We start from the raw sequence: 17,585 nt of genomic DNA on the forward strand, positions 1-17,585 counted from the left end.
GACTCGCTACGGTTGAGCGACAAACGGATCTGAAAACTTGGGATCGGTCAGCAGCGTTTGGTCGGTCAACGTGGCAAGGAACGCCGCCAGTGCAACCTTGGGGACTTCTGGCAAGGCCAGGCCGTTGGCGGCAAAGTCCGCCAGTCGAGGGTCCAGGTTTGCGTGCGGCCGGACGCTCCAGTTGTAATGTTCGATCACTTGGTCCAGCGTGACGAATCGTCCGTCGTGCATGTAGGGACCGGTTTGCGCGATGTTCCGCAACGACGACGGCTTGAACTTTCCCCGATCTTGCATCCGCCCAGACTGCGAGCCGACTCCGGCGTCAACGTCGGGGCCATCGCTATCGATCCCGTTGTTCCCCGGTTCGCTCAATTGAAAGATCGCCCACTGTTTCAGGCCGACATCATCGTGATCGGGCAGATGACATTCGGCACAGCGCGCGCGGCCGAAGAACTGTCGTTTGCCGAGGTTCTCTTGGTCGCTGAAACTTGGGAAATCATCCTTCGGTGACTTCACCTGTTGCAAACCGAGGTCGTAGCGTGATCGAAAGGAAACGATCGAACGGACGAACTGCGCGAGCGCTTTGGCGATCCGGTCTTTCGTGATCGCGGGATCGCCGAACGCGTTGGCAAACAATGGCGTATAGATCGGATCATCCGCCAACTGTTGCACCAATGCTTCGAGCGTGTGCCCCATCTCAAGAGGGTTTTCGATCGGCATCAGCACCTGCGTTTCCAGGCTCGATGCCCGTTCGTCCCAGAAGAACCGATCGCGAGCATAGAAACGCAGATTGACAAGACTCATCGAGTTCCGACTGACCGCTTCACCTCGAAAACCGATGCTTTTCGCCCGAGGGTCACTGAACGCGTGCTGCTGTTCATGGCATGTCGCACAAGACGTTGTGCCGTTGGCTGAGAGTGTTTTGTCGTAGAACAGGACGCGGCCGAGTGTCGCCCCGTGGTCGGTCAGTGGATTGTCTGCGGGAGTGTTGTCCAGTCGACGGAGTTGATCGGCAATCGCTGCGGGCACGTCCAAGTCGCTGTAGCGATAGGGCGTCGCAGGCAGATCGAGTTTGCGTTGTGGTGCGGACGCGGGCGAGCCGCCGGCATCATCCGCCGCCGCGGCAAAGCACATCCACACGGGCAGCAGGACCGCCACCAACAGATTCATGATCAAGGGTTGAACCGACAAACCAAACCTCTCCGCATCATTCAGGACAACCCGCAGGCTGAAGTGGCAAAACGATGGGGGCAAGACAATCCCAGCCCCAGCCGCCCAACACCATTCTACCCACAGACATTCGCGCCACCATTGTCCTACTCTCCCCATCACCGATCCCCAAAATCCATTTCCTCCATCATTCTGCCACCCCATCATTCTGCCACCCCATCATTCTGCCACCCCATCGTCTTGCCCCCATCGTCTTGCCCCCATCGAACTCCGGCACGAGACGTCGCCCCACTTGAGGGTTGCCGGTCAGAACGGCGGTATTGCGTGGGAACGCCACAACGGTGAACTATTTTGATGACTCGCAGACCGATTATTAAACAGGAGCCGTTGACGTGAGCAGTGATTGGGCATTGGACCAGCCTCGGCCGACCGATTTTGTGGCCCCCTACTTCTTCATTTCCCACCGCGGCCTGTCGGAGATCACCTACGTCAGCCCCTCGGTCGAAAACGTGTTGGGCTACGCCCCCGATTCGATGGCGGGTCTGTCATACGAATCGTTCCTTTGCCAGGGCGACCCGCTTAACGACGATGTCGCTGAATGCCAGCACGCTAACCTCAGCGGCGGCGGCAGCCTTCACGCGCTCCGCTGTGTTCGCGACGCGACGGGCAATCCCCGCGTCCTCTCCATCCATACCGTGGGCGTTGCTCAGCACGACGGCGGCCCGATCGAGCGGCGTCACCACCTGGCGCGAGATGTGACCGAGAGTGTGCGTCGACACCTGCAGATGACGAAGCAACTCGAGTCGCTCGAACATGCCGCCAGCCAGATGACGGATCAGGAACGCGCGGTGGCGGAGCGGATCATGCAAGGCAAGATGAATCGTGTGATCGGACGCGAGCTGGACATCTCAGATCGAACGGTCGAACGCCGCCGCGCCGCGATCATGAAACACTTCCACGCAACCACGCTTGCGGAATTGATTTCCAAGCTCGCGCAGCTCGACATGCTTCGAGAATGGACCAACACCGAGACGGAGACGCAGTGGAAAACGGCGCGGAATGCGGATCAGGTTTCCGCCTTGGCCGTTTAAGTGGGCGAGGTTTCGAGACTCGCCGCTACGATCCGCGGAGCACTAACGCGAGACAGCACCCAGCCAATACCGCTCTGCCTCTCGCTTTAATTCCGCTACACCGATCAAGAATGTTTCTTGACGTTCCCCGGTCCATCGATCCGAAGCACGTTTCAGCTTTACACGAATCGCCTGATCCAAATCGTGACGCTCGGCAAGCTGGACGGCCAGCTCAAGCTGATACCTGGCTTGCGGATAAACGGGCACCCAGCGCCGCTCCAGCGACCATTGCCCGATATCCAAGTCACTCCATCGATCACCATCCGGATCGTCCAAAAAAGCGGCGACGTCACTCGGCATCCGATCGATCGCGGACTGATGGATTTGGATTTCGACGCGGCTGTTGTGTGGCGAGTACAGTGCCCAAGACGTCCAATGATCCCAATACCCCGATCGTTCGGTCAGGGGCAACAGCAAGGCGGCGACGACCGCCAGACGAATCGGCCAGCGTACCAGATGCCGTGTCGGCAGCGGAACTTGCTGATCGGTTTGCTCCATCGGTCGCGGGGAGACGACAAACAACAACGCTGCCTGGATGGCCAGCAATCCGTTCCATGCCAACACCCCCAGGCTGTGCGAGAGGGACCACGGGCCGAGCAACCCGATCAACGTCACGTGCATCGCGATCGCACAGACACCGCCGATTCGGCGTGTCCAGGGAAACGCCAACGCCATCGCGATCGCAAGTTCACCGGCTGGCAACGCAAACGCAAGCCTCGCCGCGGTCGCATCACCCACGCCGCCGATCGGGCTGGCGAGCGTTTGCACCATTTGATGGCCAACGGTGTGAACAAACTGGTAATCAAACTTGCCAGACGCGCTATAGAAATAGATGCTGATCGCAATCGCAATCACCCAGCGACGACCTTCCCGCCACGACATCCCGGCAAACAGGACAGCATACAACAGCGATTGGTAGGCCCAGGGTTGCAAGCGATGTTGGTCCAGCACGATCAAACAGGCCAGCGCTGCGGCGACGCCCCACCAGCACCATCGGTCGGCGCCACGATAGACGGCCGCCGCCAAACCGATCAGCAGGACGGCCAGTGCGACAGTTTCCACCGCGCCGGCCAACCACTCGGCACCGGGCACCGCGATCCAAGGAACGGGCGGAAAACCGGGGTCGCGCCCCCAGGGCGGGATCCAGATCGGCAAGGTGACCAGGATCAAAACCGCTAGCCCGATCGCCCACACTCGGGCAAACCGGTTGGCTGCCATCGAGGGCAGCGGGACCGTCGAAGGTGATGCGGTGTCGGGTTTGTCGGGCGGAAGTGTCAAGACCAGACGTCGGGGTTGCGGAGTGATCGGTCATGCGTCAAGCGGCACGCGCCGGACCACGAGGTTACACTACGGCGTTCCAATTCCCCAGCACCTCTCGGAGCATCATCATGCGGCTACCTCAATCCATCGCCTTGCTGGTTGTCAGCAACCTTCTGTGGAGCGTTTGCGCCTACGCTCAGTACGAGATCGAAGACGGTTATCACTCCCTGTTCAACGGCCAAGACCTCTCCGGCTGGGTGGTCCCCGAAGGCGACAACGGTCACTGGAAAGTCATCGACGGCGTCATCGATTACGACGCCCGCAGCGAAGCAACCGGCGACCGAAACTTGAAGACTGCCGCGGAGTATGGCGATTTCATTTTGAAGATCGATTGGCGGATCAAGGAAGCCTCTGGGTCGTACGACGTCCCGATCGTGCTGAGCGATGGAAGTTACCTGACCGATGCCGCCGGCCAGAAGCTGACGATCAAGATGCCCAACGCCGACTCGGGGATCTACTTGCGAGGTCACCCCCAAGCACAGCTCAATATTTGGCGATGGCCGGTCGGCTCGGGCGAAGTGTATGGGATTCGCAACAACCGGGACACGCCGCCGGAGATCCGCGCCGGCGTCACCCCACGCATCAACGCCGACAAACCGATCGGCCAGTGGAATTCGTTTGTGATCATTTTGATCGGAGACCGGGTCACGGTACTCCTGAATGACCACATGGTCCTGGAGCAAGCGAAATTACCGGGAATTCCCGAGCGGGGCCCGATCGTGCTGCAGCACCACGGCGGCCCCGGAAAAGACGGCAAACTCAAGCCCGCCTCCAGCTTGGTTCAATTCAAGAACATCTGGATCAAGTCGCTGGATCGGTGATTCGGCAAGATCCATCAAGGCATGAGCATTGATCGGCACGCCGCGTTCACCTCACAAAAAAAGGCACCACCGATTCACAATCGGCGGTGCCTTGATGGTGGGTATTCCCAGGGCTTACGTCTTAGCGACGACGGCGACGCAACAACACCATGCAGCCAAGTCCGCTGAGAGCCATTATGGTCGTCGGCTCCGGCACCGAGGTGATCGTAATGGTTCCCGCGTTTGCGAAAAGCTCTGGATCAAGGTTCGTGAACGACGCATCATCGAGAACGTTGTCCGCAGTTGAGCCTGGGTTCGGATCGGTAAACGTAAACGTCGTCGTGCTTCCGCTCTGTTGTACCGTGTAATCGAAGAAGCCAATCAATGCGTTTCCTGTATCCTTACCAGGACGCAACGGTAAAAAGAAATTCACTCCACCGCCCGATACCACCGTTCCCACAACGTTGTCAAATGTTGCGGGTGGACCAAAGCCGAAACCGGCGTCCGTCGTCGCGTTGGAAACAACACCCACACCCGGGTTGAAATTCGCTTGAAATCCCGCGGTCGTCAGGCCGGTTGCAGCGATGCGGGTGTCACCGGGATCCTGAAAGACGAACACCGAAAGACGTACGGTATCGCCCGCGTCAGCGAGCACCACTAAGTTGTCTCTCGCACTGCCCGCAGTTCCATCGGACGAGTACCTCAACACAGCAGCTGCGGAAGCCTGGGAAGCAATTCCCACAGCAAGGGCGAGGGCACAAGGGAACACAAAACGACGCATTACATACTCCAATGACTGCGACTGACGACCTAGAGTCAAGTTCCGATCATACGCAAATCCTACAAACTGTCCAGCTTATTGACTGCGACTTTGCAGATTTATCCGATTCCAACACCCCCCTCCCATAGAGAACATCCCTGGACCAAATAGAGCAAGAGGCACACGGTTCCCTGATCGTGCAGGATCGCTGGAGTCGCACCGATGTCGCCACGCCGGCGGCGTGACAAAATTATAGCTTGGGGTCGCAGTATCGCCCCCCCAAGTTCCGGTCATCACCAGCCATCCACCCCTAACAGGTGCACGCAAGCCACCCAGTCGGTCGTCCGATGCCGTTCGCGACGCCCGACAATCTCACGCTATTTGTTGAACGCCGTCGGCGTTCCGGTCCGATTTGCATCCCTCACCCGGGGTGCACTCGAGCGACCCCGGGCTGTGTTGTGGCACCGCTCTGCGGTGTGACGCCGATGGCGTCGCTGGCGTGGATCATCGCCCGCACCGGAATCCGCCCCGTCGCGTGCACCCCATCATCCGAAAAACCGCGTCGCGGTTCCACGCCAACGGCGTGACACAACAAAGCTTGGGGTCGCGATAGCGCACCCCAAGTCCCGGCCACCACCAGGCCCGCCAATCCCAACGGGATTGAACAAGAACGCCACACCCCCATACTGGCGAAGTTTTTTTTGCGGAAGACGCCGCGGATGCTATACAGACCGGCTAACGAAACAAACCGCGACGCGGCATTCACGCCAGCGGCGTGACACATCAAAGCTTGGGGTCGCGGTAGCGCACCCCAAGTCCCGGCCACCGCCAGGTCGCCAACCCCAACGGGGTTGAACAACTGCCGTGCGCGCCGCTGGATCACTTGAGACGACACAGAAGGCGATCACGTGGGGCAATCACTCGTTCAAATCTACGTCCACTTGATCTATTCGACGAAAAGCCGAAAACCGTTTTTGAAAGACCCCGAATTTCGTCAGAAGCTATACGCGTACAAAGCCGGAATCTGTAAAAAACAAGGCTGCCCAGCCGTGATCATTGGTGGCGTCGAAGACCATGTTCACCTGTTGTGCCGACTCGGCAAGACGATCGAGATCGCGAAGTTCGTTCAGTCACTGAAACGCCCGAGCAGTGATTGGATCAAGGAAGAATCGTCCATCAGAAATTTCTATTGGCAGACCGGGTATGGCGCGTTTTCGATTAGCCCTGGACACGTCGATGGATTGACCGAGTACATCCGCAACCAGGAGATTCATCATCGCAAGGAGTCCTTCCAGGAGGAATTCCGTAGAATCTGCAAACGTTACCACGTTGAGATCGACGAACGGTACGTCTGGGACTAGATGACACACGCAGGGCGATTCGCCGACGGCGTGCCCTCCGCCGGACAATCCGGCACCGTTTGTTGAACGCCGTTGGCGTTCCAATGCCGTTTTGAATCCATCACCCGGGGTGCGCTCTCGCGACCCCGGGCTTTGTTGTTTCACCGCTCTGCGGTGTGACACCGATGGCGTCTTGCGTAAGGTTGACCCAACAAACCGCGTCGCGGTTTCCACGCCAGCGGCGTGACACAACAAAGCTTGGGGTCGCGATAGCGCACCCCAAGACCCGTCAACACCAGGCCCGCCAAGCCCAACGGGGTTGAACAAGACTACAACGCCTCTTCTTCGCCCGCGGGGAGTTCTAACACAGGCTCGCCCCAGTCGGCGAGAAACATCTCGCCGCAGGCTTCGCACTTCACTTCGGTCCCCAAGCATTGATCGTCGATGACTTGCGGGATGCCCTTGCACTCGACCCGCACCTTGCCCGGTTCGGCCGCCATGGCTTTGAGGTGCATCGGATCGACACCCGCCACTTCGATATCCTCCGGCTCAAGCGTCGTGAGCAACTCACGCGTCACGTCTTCAGTTGATGCGATGCGATTGGCCAATCGGCGCACACTCCGCTCCAAACTGTTGCGCGAAGTCCGCCCGTTGCCGAAGTGTCGATCGCGACTGGCGTACAAGTAGGTGAATCCACGCAGCAGTCGACGCCGTGATTCGGTCGGCAAGGTGTACTTCGATTTCTTGGCCAGCAATTCGAAGATCCGGCACAATGCTTCGGGCGAATAATCCGAGAACTGCATCGTTGTTCCGACACGGCTGCTCAGCCCCGGATTGCTACGAATCATCTGTCGCATTTCGACGGGATAACCGGCCAGGATGACGACCAGTCGGTCACGCTGATCTTCCATGCGTTTGAGCAAGGTCTGGATCGCTTCACGGCCATACTGGTCTTGGCCGCTCTCGTCGATCAACGTGTAGGCTTCATCGATGAACAAGACGCCGTCGAGCGCTTCATCGATCTTGGCGTTTGTTTTGGGGCCGGTCTGCCCGGCGTATTCGGCGACCAGTCCACTTCGATCGGTCTCCACCAAGTGGCCTTTTTCTAAAATGCCTAGCGCGCCGTAGATCTCGGCAATGATCCGGGCTACCGTCGTCTTGCCGGTTCCCGGGTTGCCGACAAAGGCCATGTGCAAACTAGGACGCGAGGTCGGCAGATCCAGCTCTTTGCGGCGACGTTCCATCGCCAAAAAATTGGTCAACGTCGTGATTTGATCTTTGATGTTCTCCAGCCCGATCAGGCTGTCCAGCTTGGCCTTGGCGTCGGCCAATCGCTGCTCGGGTGTCCGCTCATCGATCGGCGGGTCGTCGCTGGAGCGGTCCACCGGCTTTGCCACGCCGACACTGCTCCCTGCACCTCCTCCCGGTCCGGCAACCGGAGTCGGTTTTTCGGCGGCGGTCGGCCCGACGCCTTCCCGAAGTCGCTTGGCCTCTTTACGCAACCACTTCAGGGCGTCGCGGGCGTTGGACGTATCGGTTTCGCTGACCAATGTTTCCGGCGCCCGACCGCGGGCGATATCGAATTGCTGTTTCATCAACTCGACCCGTTCGTTGTCCGACGCGCTGACCGTACCGTCGACCGACGTCAACAGGGTTGCCATCCGCATGGCCAACGTTTCCAACTCGCCCCAGTGACCGCGGAGTTCCGGCAGTTCGACGAAAGGACGCACCAGGTCGGACCACTGGAAGTCGTCTGCGGCGCTGATCAGCCAGTCGACCGCTTCGTGCAGTTGGCTGCCCAGCACCGATTTGCCCCAAATGTGTTCCAACAACACGCGGCCGAGTTGACGCTGTTCCAGGTTCTTGGCACTCGCGTCGGGCACGACGGTCGCAAAGACTTTCATCAGGAACCCCTGATGCAGCTCATTCATCTGATCTGAGAGCGAGGCCGCATCGGGATCGTCACCACCGCCCAGCCAGCCGTAGGATCCACGCACCAGCTGGCCCCCTTCGATGTACAGGGCTTGCGTCTCCGCGAGGGCTTCGCGATAGAGCCGAATGGATTCGATGATCCTGTCGTCGCTAGGTCGTGACATGGTCTGGGGATTCCTAAGAGTGAGAGTATTACGCCAGTGCGTCCTGCCATTCCCGCGACAGTTCGGGGAGATGCATCAGAGCGTGAACGGCCATCCGATCGACTTCACGGCCGTAGAGAACATCGTTGGCCCGAGCGATGGTCCAATCGGCGTTGGGACGGCTGATCAATTCCAACTCCGAACCCGATGCCAACGATCCGCCCGTGATGACCCGCACATACCATCCGGTGCGTCCGGTCTGCGTGACCTCTTTGGTCATCGATTTGGTCTGCCAGCGCCGCGCGATCTTCCAACACGGCTGACGAGGTTGGCTGACTTCCAAAACACACTCGCCGGACCGAAAACGATCACCGATGCACACGTCCGACTCGGTCACACCGCCGAGTGTCAGATTTTCACCGAATCCGCCGGCCAAAAAGTCAAGCTCGGGATGTTCCTCGGCCCAAGATCGATAGTGAACACCGGCGTAACAGAGGATCGCCTTTTCCGGGCCGCCGTGATTCTTCCTGTCGGCAACTTGGTCACCGATCAGCCCCAATTCATTGACCGAAACCGCTCCGTCGACACACGTCTTTCGAAAGGCACTCGTCCACTGGCGTGACATCGCGTCACGTGAACTCGGGTCACCTTCGGTCACCACTTTTCCCAGTTGGATCGATTCGATCGTGATCATTTACGTTAAAGTGGAACGACTTGGAACAGGCGTCAGTGTGTCGCTTGATCAAAATAACGGATCGGACACGGATTGATCTATGCCCACCACCAGAATATTGCCAATCGCCCCGGTGCTTTGCGGTGCCGCGTTTGTCGTCGCCATTCTGATGAGCACCGCGCCGAGTTCCGTGATCGCGGCGGACGGTGAACCGCTTGCGATTCGTTTGTGGCCCGACGGTCGCGTCAGTATCGAAAACCACTGGGGACTTCGGCTGGTGGTTTCAGCCAGCCGACCACCTCAGCAGTCCTCCGACAGTCCCTTCGAAAAGCATGTCACCAGCCGCGGCGGGGTCGATCACGCCTGGTCCCGACGTGCCAATGACGACGCCGCAACTTGGACAGCGGCGACTGATCAAAACGCGATTCCCGGATCAATTCACGTGACGTCGATGTCCGGCCAAGACGACAAAGCCGCCGGGATGTGGGTCCAAACCGACGGTGTCCGTGTCGCCGTCCTGGGGGATTCGTCCGCCGCCGGCGCACCGCTCGCCAAGCAGGATGCGAAACTTGATGTCGTGGTCATCCCGTTGCCCAAAGATATCCCGGATGCCGATGCCGCTGTGACGGCCTGGATCAAAGCCATGCAACCCCGCTTCGTGCTACTGCCATCGCAGATCACGGACGAAACCGCCAAGCCGTTCGCGGACTCGATCGACGCGTCCGGCGAAATCACCGCGGTGGACCACAACACGTTCGCGGTTTCCCAGTCCACCGATCGCGCCGGGCAAACTCGTTTGGTGAAGTTGAACGACCAGCCGTACGAACTTTCCGAGGAGCTCGAATCGCTGATGAAGAAGATGGAAGCGTCGTGCGATCGCTCCCAAGCCGTGTTCAGCCGGTTGAGCGCCAATCAATTGAATTTCCGGCCCGCCAACGGGACGCATACGCCGCGCTGGAATGCCGAGCACATGATGGGGCGTCAGCTGCTTTTCTTTTCGCAGATCTATCACGCGCTCGACCCGGCGATTCCGGTGATGGATTTGAATCCCAAACAGATGCCGCCCGACTACGTCCCAGCCCACCCTGATTGGGACGGAAAGGAAGAGTCACGACAAATGCAACGTGTCAGCGACTTCACGCGACGGTTCGCCTACTTGCTTCGCGGCATCAATCTCGACGTCAGGGCGCCGGGAAGCCGCTGGACACTGCGTGGACTGTTGCGGCAAATGGATCGACACTACGACGACCACACGGCAAACACGAAAAAGAAATTCGAATCGGCCGGCTGGCCGGACGAGTGAGCCTCGCTGTACCGAGCCGCTCTGTTTCGTGTCTTCACAACGAAAGAGTCTGCGATGGCAAATTGGGATGTGATTGTGATCGGGCTCGGCGGAGTCGGTAGCGCCGCCGCCTATCATTTGGCTGCCAGGGGTTGCCGTGTTCTGGGGCTGGACCAGCACCACCGCCTCCACACCTATGGCAGCTCGCACGGGAAGACGCGGATCATTCGTCAAGCGTATTTCGAACATCCGTCCTACGTTCCGTTGCTGCGTCGCGCCTACGAGCTGTGGAACGAATTGGAACAGGCCGCCGACGAGCATCTGTTTCATCGAACGGGCTTGGTTGAATTGGGGCCGAAGGAGGGCGTGGTCATCCCCGGTGTGTTGCGAAGCGCGGCGGAGCATGGACTGGCGATCGAAGAACTTCCGATCGCCGAGGTCGCGCGTCGTTGGCCGGGATTGGCCGCACGAGAGTTGCACTCACAGTCCCAATGGCAGGCCGTGATCGAAAAAGACGCCGGGTACTTGCGCGTTGAAGCTTGTGTGGAAGCCCATCTACGCCTGGCCGAACAGGCATCGGCGACGTTGCAACATGAGCGACCGGTTCGTCATTGGCGCGCGTCCCCACACGGCGTTGAAGTGACCACCGACGACGGCGTCGAACACGCCGATCGACTGGTCATCGCCGGCGGCCCCTGGAGTGGACAACTACTTTCCGGGTTGGGAATCCGCTTGAGCGTGCTCCGCAAGTATCAATATTGGTATGCACCGCAACAAACGGGCTACGACCAACGCGACGGCTTCCCCTGCTTCTTTCATGAAACCCCGACGGGATACTTTTATGGTTTCCCCTCCAACGATCGGGATGGATTGAAAGTCTCGCGTCACAGCGGCGGAACACCGATCGTTTCCCCGACCCCGGCACACCCGCCCGATCACGCCGACCAATCATTGATTGAAGACTATCTCAAGGCGTTCCTACCCGGCGTCGGCAACCACCTGCAAGCACAAGTCGGGTGCTACTACACGATGACGCCGGACGAACACTTCATTGTGGACGTTCATCCGGACCACCCCCAGGTCGCGATCGTCGCCGGACTCTCCGGCCACGGATTTAAATTCACCAGCGTCCTCGGCGAAATCGCCAGTCAACTCGTCCTCGACGGCCAGACAACCCTAGAGACCTCGCTATTACGTCTTGAAAGACGACACAACACCTGACTCTCCCTATCTCCTTGTCTCCCTATCTCCTTGTCTCCCTCTCTCCTTGTCTCCCTCTCTCCTTGTCTCCTTGTCTCCAAACGCCCCCGACGAACACGATTCACCTTAAACGAACCATCATCCCCATTGCCCGGCGGCAGTCGGTTCGCATTCTCACCTTGCCGCGACGACTTCTTACGCCCGCGGGGGCTGGGGTTTATGTTGGGCGGCATGCAAGACTTTTGGCCCATCATCGCGTCCGTCCTCGGTGTCTTTCTGGTGATGGGCGTGGGGGCCGCCTGCCGGTCGCTCGGATGGCTGACCGCCGAAGCCGATCGGACGTTGGCCAATCTGACCGCCAACGTCATGCTGCCGGCTTACTTTGTGCACCAGTTTTCGCGAAGCAGTGAGATCGGTGAGATCTCCACCGCTTGGCAACCCCCGCTGTTCGGATTCGTGTCGACCGCTTTGGGACTATTTCTGGCGTTTGGCTTTGCCCGTTCAGCGATCGGCCGCTGGTTCGGGCTGGTCAGCGATTCGTCGCAGCGAGCCTTCGCCTTGAGCGCGGGGATTTGCAATTACGGTTACATCCCGCTGCCGTTGGCCGAACAGTTTTATCCCACCGCAATGATCGATCTGATTCTGCATAACGTGGGGGTCACGATGGCGCTGTGGAGCATTGGGATTGCAATCATCAGTGGTTCGGGCCGCGACGGTTGGAAAAAAACGTTGATCAGCCCACCGCTGTGGGCGGTCGTGTTCTCAATCTTTCTCAGTTCCATGGGGTGGGCACAATCCATCCCGACACCGTTGGCGACGGCGATCGGGACGTTGGGGTCGTGCGCGATTCCGTTGGGATTGTTGCTCAGCGGTGCGATCATCGTCGACTTCATCCGTGATCAATCCTGGCTGGCCGACGCGCGGGTGATCGTAGCGGGGATCGGCGTCCGGCAACTGATCTTGCCGCTGTTGATGCTCGGCGTGGGTGGCTGGTTGGTGCAAAGTCCCGACCTGCGCACGGTCGTGATGTTGCAGGCGGCGATGCCGGCGGCGGTCTTTCCGATCGTCTTGACCAAGCTCTACGGACGCGACACCGAAACCTCCTTGCGAGTCGTCTTGTGGACCTCCGTCGCGGGCATCGTCTTGATCCCCACCTGGCTCGCCGTCGGAGCCTGGTGGCTGACCTAGTGCTTGCAAGTGGCGTACGCTTCCAGCCTGCGCCCCCCCCAAACGCCCCGCTTGTTCGCTGCTTTCCACGCAAGCTGGAAGCTTACGCCACGAACTTCCCACGCACCAACTCGGTCGCTCGGTTCCAATCGTCGGTATTGGCAAACTGTTCACGCGAGACCAGGCAGCAGGCGACGTCGCTCTCGTGGGGATACAGCCCGATGGAGTCCTCGGTGATTTCCACGTGATCAAAGAATTGCCATGTCGCCCGTGTTTGGCCCAGCGACGTCATTGCACAATACCCTTGGTCATCCAGCCAGCCCTTGGAATACCAAGCGATCATCCGGCCTTTTTGTTTTGCCGCACGACGCGCGCGCCAGACACGCACAAAGATGCTCGCCACCAAAATAGCGATCCACAAAGCCGCCAGAGCGACATACAGCGTGCGAAACCCCGTCAGCACAAAGATGCTCACCAGCAGACTGGCGAGAAGAACGGCCAACGCGACCCAAGTCCGCACCACCGCTTGCTTGGTCGCCTTCAACAAACGCGTTCCCCGTGCACAGTCCTCGTAAAAGTTTCCTTCAAACTCGATCGCATCCCCAGGCATCGAAAACAGGCACACAGTCTCCGGCGGCGTTCGTTTCCGTTCGTCAAGAAGTTGTGGCAACTGGGGTGGAAAGGCTTGCTGCAGATCCGCCGCCACGCTTCGTGCCGATGCCGGATCGGCGAACGCATCGACCGGAAGCGTTTGCCAAAACGTCTGCTCCTTTCCAAAGCTGAGTACCCACAGGTCATGCGTTGCGGCGCAGGAGACGAGGTTGCAGAGCGGCCAATAGGCTTGACTCTGCTCGGTTTCGAGCCACAAACCGTCTCGGTCGATCCAGCCATGAATCGGCCCCAAGGCGAGCTGAAAGCTTGGAACGCGGGTCCCGATCAACCAACGCTGGTGGCGACAAAACAGGCCAACACCGACGAGCAGCACGGCGGTCGCCAGCAGCGTGCGAAGCAGGTGGGTGGCGTCCAGATTGCCGGTGACCAACACCAGCACGCCGGACAACAGCGCGAACAAGCCGGCCAGGACGAGCATGACGCGCGTCGTGTTGCGATACTCGGTTCGGATTCCCGCTTTGATGACCGCATCACGATGATGCTGCGGCGTCACCTGGCCCTTGAATTCCAAGCGGCCTGGAATGAAGTGACTGGGCGGGGGCGATTGCTGGGCGGCAAGCGAATCGGTCAGCGGAGCCTGATAGGGATTGGGCGTCACGCCTCCGATTTCTGCACCAAGTCCAAGAGTTCTTGATCGATCACCAGCGATTCATCGCTTTCGGGGTTGAGATACAAACCGTGTTCGGGAGGCATGTATTGCAGCAGCGCGTCGCCGTCGAGGACGTAGCCTTCGATCTCGTCTCCCTCTTCGTACATTTCTTCCATCGAATGGACGAAATCTCCGGCGGCTTGCTCGTTGGTGAATGCGACCAACAAATGCATCCCGTCCAGTTCGGTGCTGAAGACGCTGGCACCTTCTTCGTCATCATCATCTTCCTCATCCGACATCGTCAGCAGCACAAACTCTGCCGAGTCGAACAATTGACGAACCAGAACGGCGTCGCGCTGCTCGATCGCGAGCGCCAGTTTTGATTCGAGAGATTCGGTCGATTCGGACATCATTTGGCTCGCAGGTTTTTGGGGGCGGTTGGGCCGGAGTGGTGATCCCCTAGTTATCGCAGCCGGGCACGAAAAAGCAAACCCGTCATCCCGGCAGGCCGCGCCAGCAGCGTGGCGCGACTTGGCCGAGCATTCACCTCGCGCCGGTCGCTCACCGGCTTGTTGATTTAATCCGATCGCACGTGGGATTAGCCGCGAGCGCGCAAGCGTACGGGCATTCATCTTGTCAATTACTCTCCGGCGCCCGTAGGCTCGCGCCAAACGGCTGATTAAATCAACAAGCCGTCACGCGTCCCGCTGGAACGACTCACGTCCCCCCGCTTTCGCGGGGCACACGGTCTCAATCTCCCATAAACATTTCGCCCAACCCGCCCAACAGCGAGCCTTCGCCCTTGCGGGTGTTTCCGGCCGAGGGAATCGCTGCGGCGAGTCGCCCGGCAAACCGCGAGAACGGCAGGGATTGCAACCACACCGGACCGGGGCCGCGAACGGTGGCCAGAAACAGCCCTTCGCCGCCGAAGAACGCGTTTTTCAGCCCGCCGACGAACTGGATGTCGTAGTGGACCGATGGCCCCATCGCCATCAAGCACCCGGTGTCCAGCCGCAGCGTCTCGCCGGGTTCCAGTTCCCGGTACATCATCGTTCCGCCGGCGTGAATGACCGCGATGCCGTCGCCCTTGAGCCGCTGCATGATGAAACCTTCGCCGCCGAACAGCCCCGCACCGATCTTCTTTTGAAAGGCGATGTCCACTGTGATCCCGCGAGCACCGCACAAGAAGGCATCTTTTTGGCAGATGATTTCTCCGCCCAGTTGATCCAGGTGCAACGGAATCATGCGTCCGGGATGGGGTGCTCCGAAGGCGACCTTGGCTTGCCCGCGGCCCTGATTGGTAAAGGTCGTCATGAAGAGTGCCTCGCCGGTCAGCGCCCGCTTGCCCGCCGACAAGACCTTGCCGAACAGGCTGCTGTCCTGCTTGGACGGGTCGCCGAAGACAGTCGCCATCTCGACGCCTTCGGTCATGTACATCAGCGCGCCCGCTTCGGCGATCGTCTGCTCTCCCGGATCGAGCGTGATTTCGACGTATTGGGTCTCGTGGCCGAAGACTTCATAATCGATCTCGTCACTGCGCCGGCTGACCCCGTCCCCGGATTGACCGCCCCGCATCGTGACCGGCGCGGTGCTCATTTCGATCTCGCCGGCTGAGAACCGATCATCGCCGTCGGTGGTCGAATTCAGACCGGAAAAACCACCCAACGGAACGGTCGAGGAGCCTCCCGGGACACGGAACGTCTGGCGACAGGCCTTGCAATTGACGTCTTTCCCCGCCATCTCTTCACCGGCCTGGTAGTGTTTTCCGCACATCGGACAGTCAAATTCCACTGTTTCCTCTCCTCCAAACATTAACGAGATGGTCACTTTTCGCTGGGTCGCAGGCTGCCCCAAAGGGCCCATTAGCAGTTACCATAGGGCGCTGGCTCCGATACCGAACGCGAACCGTGGATTGTCACCGATCCCCGCTCGTTCGCGCCGTCCCGATTCTCCAGTCCTGATCTGCAAATTTCCCACACCAATCCAGTCCCCCATCATAAAGGCATTCCGATGACCAAGCGATCCAAGGTGAACCATCGCCAAGAACGTCGCCAATTCCTCAAGACCGCCGCAGCCGCCTCGGCCGCCGCCTCGGTCCCTTACTTTTATTCGACGCCGAAAACGCTGGCCGACGAAACCAAGAGCAAGAACGACCGCGTCGCGATGGGCGTCATCGGTGCCGGCGGCATGGCGGGCGGCAACATGAACTCCGCCAAAGACTGGGTGGACGTCGTCGCCGTGTGTGACGTCGACGCCGGTCGCCGCCAGTCGTTCAGCCAACGACACAGCGGCGGCAAAGCCGTACAGTCGTCCGACTATCGCGAGTTGCTCGACCGCAAGGATATCGACGCGGTGCACATCGCCACCCCCGACCACTGGCACACCAAGCCACTGATCGAAGCCATGCTGGCCGGAAAAGACGTCTACTGCGAAAAACCACTCACGTTGACGATCGACGAAGGCAAGTTGATCCGCAAGGTTCAGAAGGAAACCGGACGCATCGTCCAAGTCGGAACGCAACAGCGCAGTACGTTCAATCTGTTTGTCAAAGCGATGGCGATCGTCAACGAAGGACGACTCGGAACGATTCGTGAAGTCCAAGCCGCAATCGGCGGTGCCCCCACCAGCCCTCCAATCCCCGTCGCCGAAGTGCCCGAAGGACTGGACTGGGATCGTTGGTTGGGGCCGGCCCCGAAGGTCGACTACCGCAATCTGCCGAGCCAAAAGAATCGTGGCCGCGGCAACACGAATTGCCACTACGAATTCCGCTGGTGGTACGAATACAGCGGCGGAAAACTGACCGACTGGGGCGCGCACCATGTCGACATTTGCAACTGGGCGCTCAAACTGAACGGTCAAACCGAAGGCCCGCTGTCGATCGGCGGCACCGCCACCCATCCGGTCGAATTCAAAGACGGCAAGCCCGTGATGAATGACCGCTACAACACCGCGACCGCGTTCCTGTTCAACGTGATGTATCCCGGCGGCACCAAGATGATCATCCGCAACGACACCGACAACGGCGTGCTGATCACCGGCGACAAGGGCAAGATCTTTGTCAACCGCGGCAAGCTGGTCGGCAAACCGGTCGAAGATCTGAAAGACAACCCGCTGCCCGAAGACGCGATCGCCAAGGTGTACAAGAACCTGCCGATGGAGCGGAACGAGCGGGCGGCTCACTGGGCCAACTTCCTGCACTGTGCGAAAGAACGGAAAGAGCCCATCAGCGACGTCCACACCCACATGGAAATGCTCAACGTCTGTCACTTGGCCGGCATCAGCGCACGACTCGGTCGGGAACTGAAATGGGACAACGCCAGCGAGCAGATCGTCGGTGATTCGCAAGCCAACAGCATGCTCGCCAGGCCGTACCGCAGCGGCTACGAAATCGACATGGGCTAAAGCCG

The 17,585-nt window shown here is 59.6% G+C and carries 15 protein-coding genes; 7 read left to right on the forward strand and 8 right to left on the reverse strand.

Features of this window, described 5'->3' with window-relative positions; translation table 11 throughout:
• Positions 1-6: 6 nt before the first annotated feature.
• Positions 7-1,191 carry a cytochrome-c peroxidase gene (locus TBK1r_RS15820; RefSeq protein ID WP_419581392.1) on the reverse strand — a complete coding sequence of 395 codons (1,185 nt, stop codon included), beginning with the start codon at positions 1,189-1,191 and terminating at the stop codon, positions 7-9.
• Between the two features lie 371 nt (positions 1,192-1,562).
• Here TBK1r_RS15820 and TBK1r_RS15825 point away from each other — a divergent pair, with 371 nt between their 5' ends.
• A complete protein-coding gene (locus TBK1r_RS15825) occupies positions 1,563-2,261 on the forward strand; it encodes a LuxR C-terminal-related transcriptional regulator (protein ID WP_145212452.1) in 699 nt (232 codons plus the stop codon).
• A gap of 42 nt (positions 2,262-2,303) precedes the next feature.
• Here the strand turns inward: TBK1r_RS15825 and TBK1r_RS15830 are convergent, their stop codons facing one another.
• Positions 2,304-3,578, reverse strand: a complete 1,275-nt coding sequence (locus TBK1r_RS15830; RefSeq protein ID WP_145212454.1) for a hypothetical protein — start codon at positions 3,576-3,578, stop codon at positions 2,304-2,306.
• A gap of 110 nt (positions 3,579-3,688) precedes the next feature.
• On the opposite strand from TBK1r_RS15830, the gene TBK1r_RS15835 reads away from it, so the two are divergent.
• Positions 3,689-4,441, forward strand: coding sequence for a 3-keto-disaccharide hydrolase (locus tag TBK1r_RS15835; protein WP_419581393.1), 753 nt, complete (start codon positions 3,689-3,691; stop codon positions 4,439-4,441).
• A gap of 121 nt (positions 4,442-4,562) precedes the next feature.
• On the opposite strand, the gene TBK1r_RS15840 is transcribed toward TBK1r_RS15835, so the two are convergent.
• Positions 4,563-5,201, reverse strand: a complete 639-nt coding sequence (locus tag TBK1r_RS15840) for a PEP-CTERM sorting domain-containing protein (RefSeq protein WP_145212460.1) — start codon at positions 5,199-5,201, stop codon at positions 4,563-4,565.
• Between the two features lie 887 nt (positions 5,202-6,088).
• Here TBK1r_RS15840 and tnpA point away from each other — a divergent pair.
• Complete coding sequence (gene tnpA, locus TBK1r_RS15845; RefSeq protein WP_145212463.1) at positions 6,089-6,541, forward strand: IS200/IS605 family transposase; 453 nt, start codon at positions 6,089-6,091, stop codon at positions 6,539-6,541.
• 308 nt (positions 6,542-6,849) lie between these two features.
• Here the strand turns inward: tnpA and TBK1r_RS15850 are convergent, their stop codons facing one another.
• Positions 6,850-8,616 carry an AAA family ATPase gene (locus TBK1r_RS15850; RefSeq protein ID WP_145212466.1) on the reverse strand — a complete coding sequence of 589 codons (1,767 nt, stop codon included), beginning with the start codon at positions 8,614-8,616 and terminating at the stop codon, positions 6,850-6,852.
• Between the two features lie 28 nt (positions 8,617-8,644).
• Positions 8,645-9,289, reverse strand: coding sequence for an MOSC domain-containing protein (locus tag TBK1r_RS15855; protein ID WP_145222676.1), 645 nt, complete (start codon positions 9,287-9,289; stop codon positions 8,645-8,647).
• A 79-nt stretch (positions 9,290-9,368) separates the two neighbouring features.
• On the opposite strand from TBK1r_RS15855, the gene TBK1r_RS15860 reads away from it, so the two are divergent.
• From TBK1r_RS15860 to TBK1r_RS15870, 3 genes are all read left to right on the forward strand, one after another.
• A complete protein-coding gene (locus TBK1r_RS15860) occupies positions 9,369-10,571 on the forward strand; it encodes a DinB family protein (RefSeq protein WP_145212469.1) in 1,203 nt (400 codons plus the stop codon).
• 54 nt (positions 10,572-10,625) lie between these two features.
• Entirely contained in the window at positions 10,626-11,771 is a 1,146-nt protein-coding gene (gene solA, locus TBK1r_RS15865) for an N-methyl-L-tryptophan oxidase (protein ID WP_145212472.1), read from the forward strand.
• 210 nt (positions 11,772-11,981) lie between these two features.
• The gene (locus TBK1r_RS15870; RefSeq protein ID WP_419581394.1) at positions 11,982-12,938 is read left to right on the forward strand and encodes an AEC family transporter; all 957 of its coding nucleotides are present in this window, start codon (positions 11,982-11,984) and stop codon (positions 12,936-12,938) included.
• A gap of 82 nt (positions 12,939-13,020) precedes the next feature.
• Here the strand turns inward: TBK1r_RS15870 and TBK1r_RS15875 are convergent, their stop codons facing one another.
• The 3 genes from TBK1r_RS15875 to TBK1r_RS15885 form a co-directional block, all read right to left on the reverse strand.
• A complete protein-coding gene (locus TBK1r_RS15875; protein WP_145212475.1) occupies positions 13,021-14,187 on the reverse strand; it encodes a hypothetical protein in 1,167 nt (388 codons plus the stop codon).
• Positions 14,184-14,591: an SseB family protein gene (locus tag TBK1r_RS15880; RefSeq protein ID WP_372895509.1), complete on the reverse strand. Its 408-nt coding sequence runs from the start codon at positions 14,589-14,591 to the stop codon at positions 14,184-14,186. Before TBK1r_RS15880 ends, TBK1r_RS15875 begins: the two co-directional genes overlap by 4 nt.
• A gap of 337 nt (positions 14,592-14,928) precedes the next feature.
• Positions 14,929-15,969, reverse strand: a complete 1,041-nt coding sequence (locus TBK1r_RS15885) for a TIGR00266 family protein (protein ID WP_473772512.1) — start codon at positions 15,967-15,969, stop codon at positions 14,929-14,931.
• Between the two features lie 219 nt (positions 15,970-16,188).
• Here TBK1r_RS15885 and TBK1r_RS15890 point away from each other — a divergent pair, with 219 nt between their 5' ends.
• A complete protein-coding gene (locus tag TBK1r_RS15890) occupies positions 16,189-17,580 on the forward strand; it encodes a Gfo/Idh/MocA family protein (protein WP_145212482.1) in 1,392 nt (463 codons plus the stop codon).
• The last annotated feature ends 5 nt before the right edge of the window (positions 17,581-17,585 follow it).

Source organism: Stieleria magnilauensis (assembly GCA_007753675.1).
Lineage (GTDB): Bacteria > Planctomycetota > Planctomycetia > Pirellulales > Pirellulaceae > Stieleria > Stieleria magnilauensis.

Excerpts from the sequence above, each read along its gene's own strand:
- TBK1r_RS15835 (WP_419581393.1), top strand. The coding sequence starts at position 3,689 with ATGCGGCTACCTCAATCCATCGCCTTGCTGGTTGTCAGCAACCTTCTG.
- TBK1r_RS15840 (WP_145212460.1), bottom strand. The coding sequence starts at position 5,201 with ATGCGTCGTTTTGTGTTCCCTTGTGCCCTCGCCCTTGCTGTGGGAATT.
- TBK1r_RS15850 (WP_145212466.1), bottom strand. The coding sequence starts at position 8,616 with ATGTCACGACCTAGCGACGACAGGATCATCGAATCCATTCGGCTCTAT.
- TBK1r_RS15855 (WP_145222676.1), bottom strand. The coding sequence starts at position 9,289 with ATGATCACGATCGAATCGATCCAACTGGGAAAAGTGGTGACCGAAGGT.
- TBK1r_RS15860 (WP_145212469.1), top strand. The coding sequence starts at position 9,369 with ATGCCCACCACCAGAATATTGCCAATCGCCCCGGTGCTTTGCGGTGCC.
- solA (WP_145212472.1), top strand. The coding sequence starts at position 10,626 with ATGGCAAATTGGGATGTGATTGTGATCGGGCTCGGCGGAGTCGGTAGC.
- TBK1r_RS15870 (WP_419581394.1), top strand. The coding sequence starts at position 11,982 with ATGCAAGACTTTTGGCCCATCATCGCGTCCGTCCTCGGTGTCTTTCTG.
- TBK1r_RS15880 (WP_372895509.1), bottom strand. The coding sequence starts at position 14,591 with ATGATGTCCGAATCGACCGAATCTCTCGAATCAAAACTGGCGCTCGCG.
- TBK1r_RS15890 (WP_145212482.1), top strand. The coding sequence starts at position 16,189 with ATGACCAAGCGATCCAAGGTGAACCATCGCCAAGAACGTCGCCAATTC.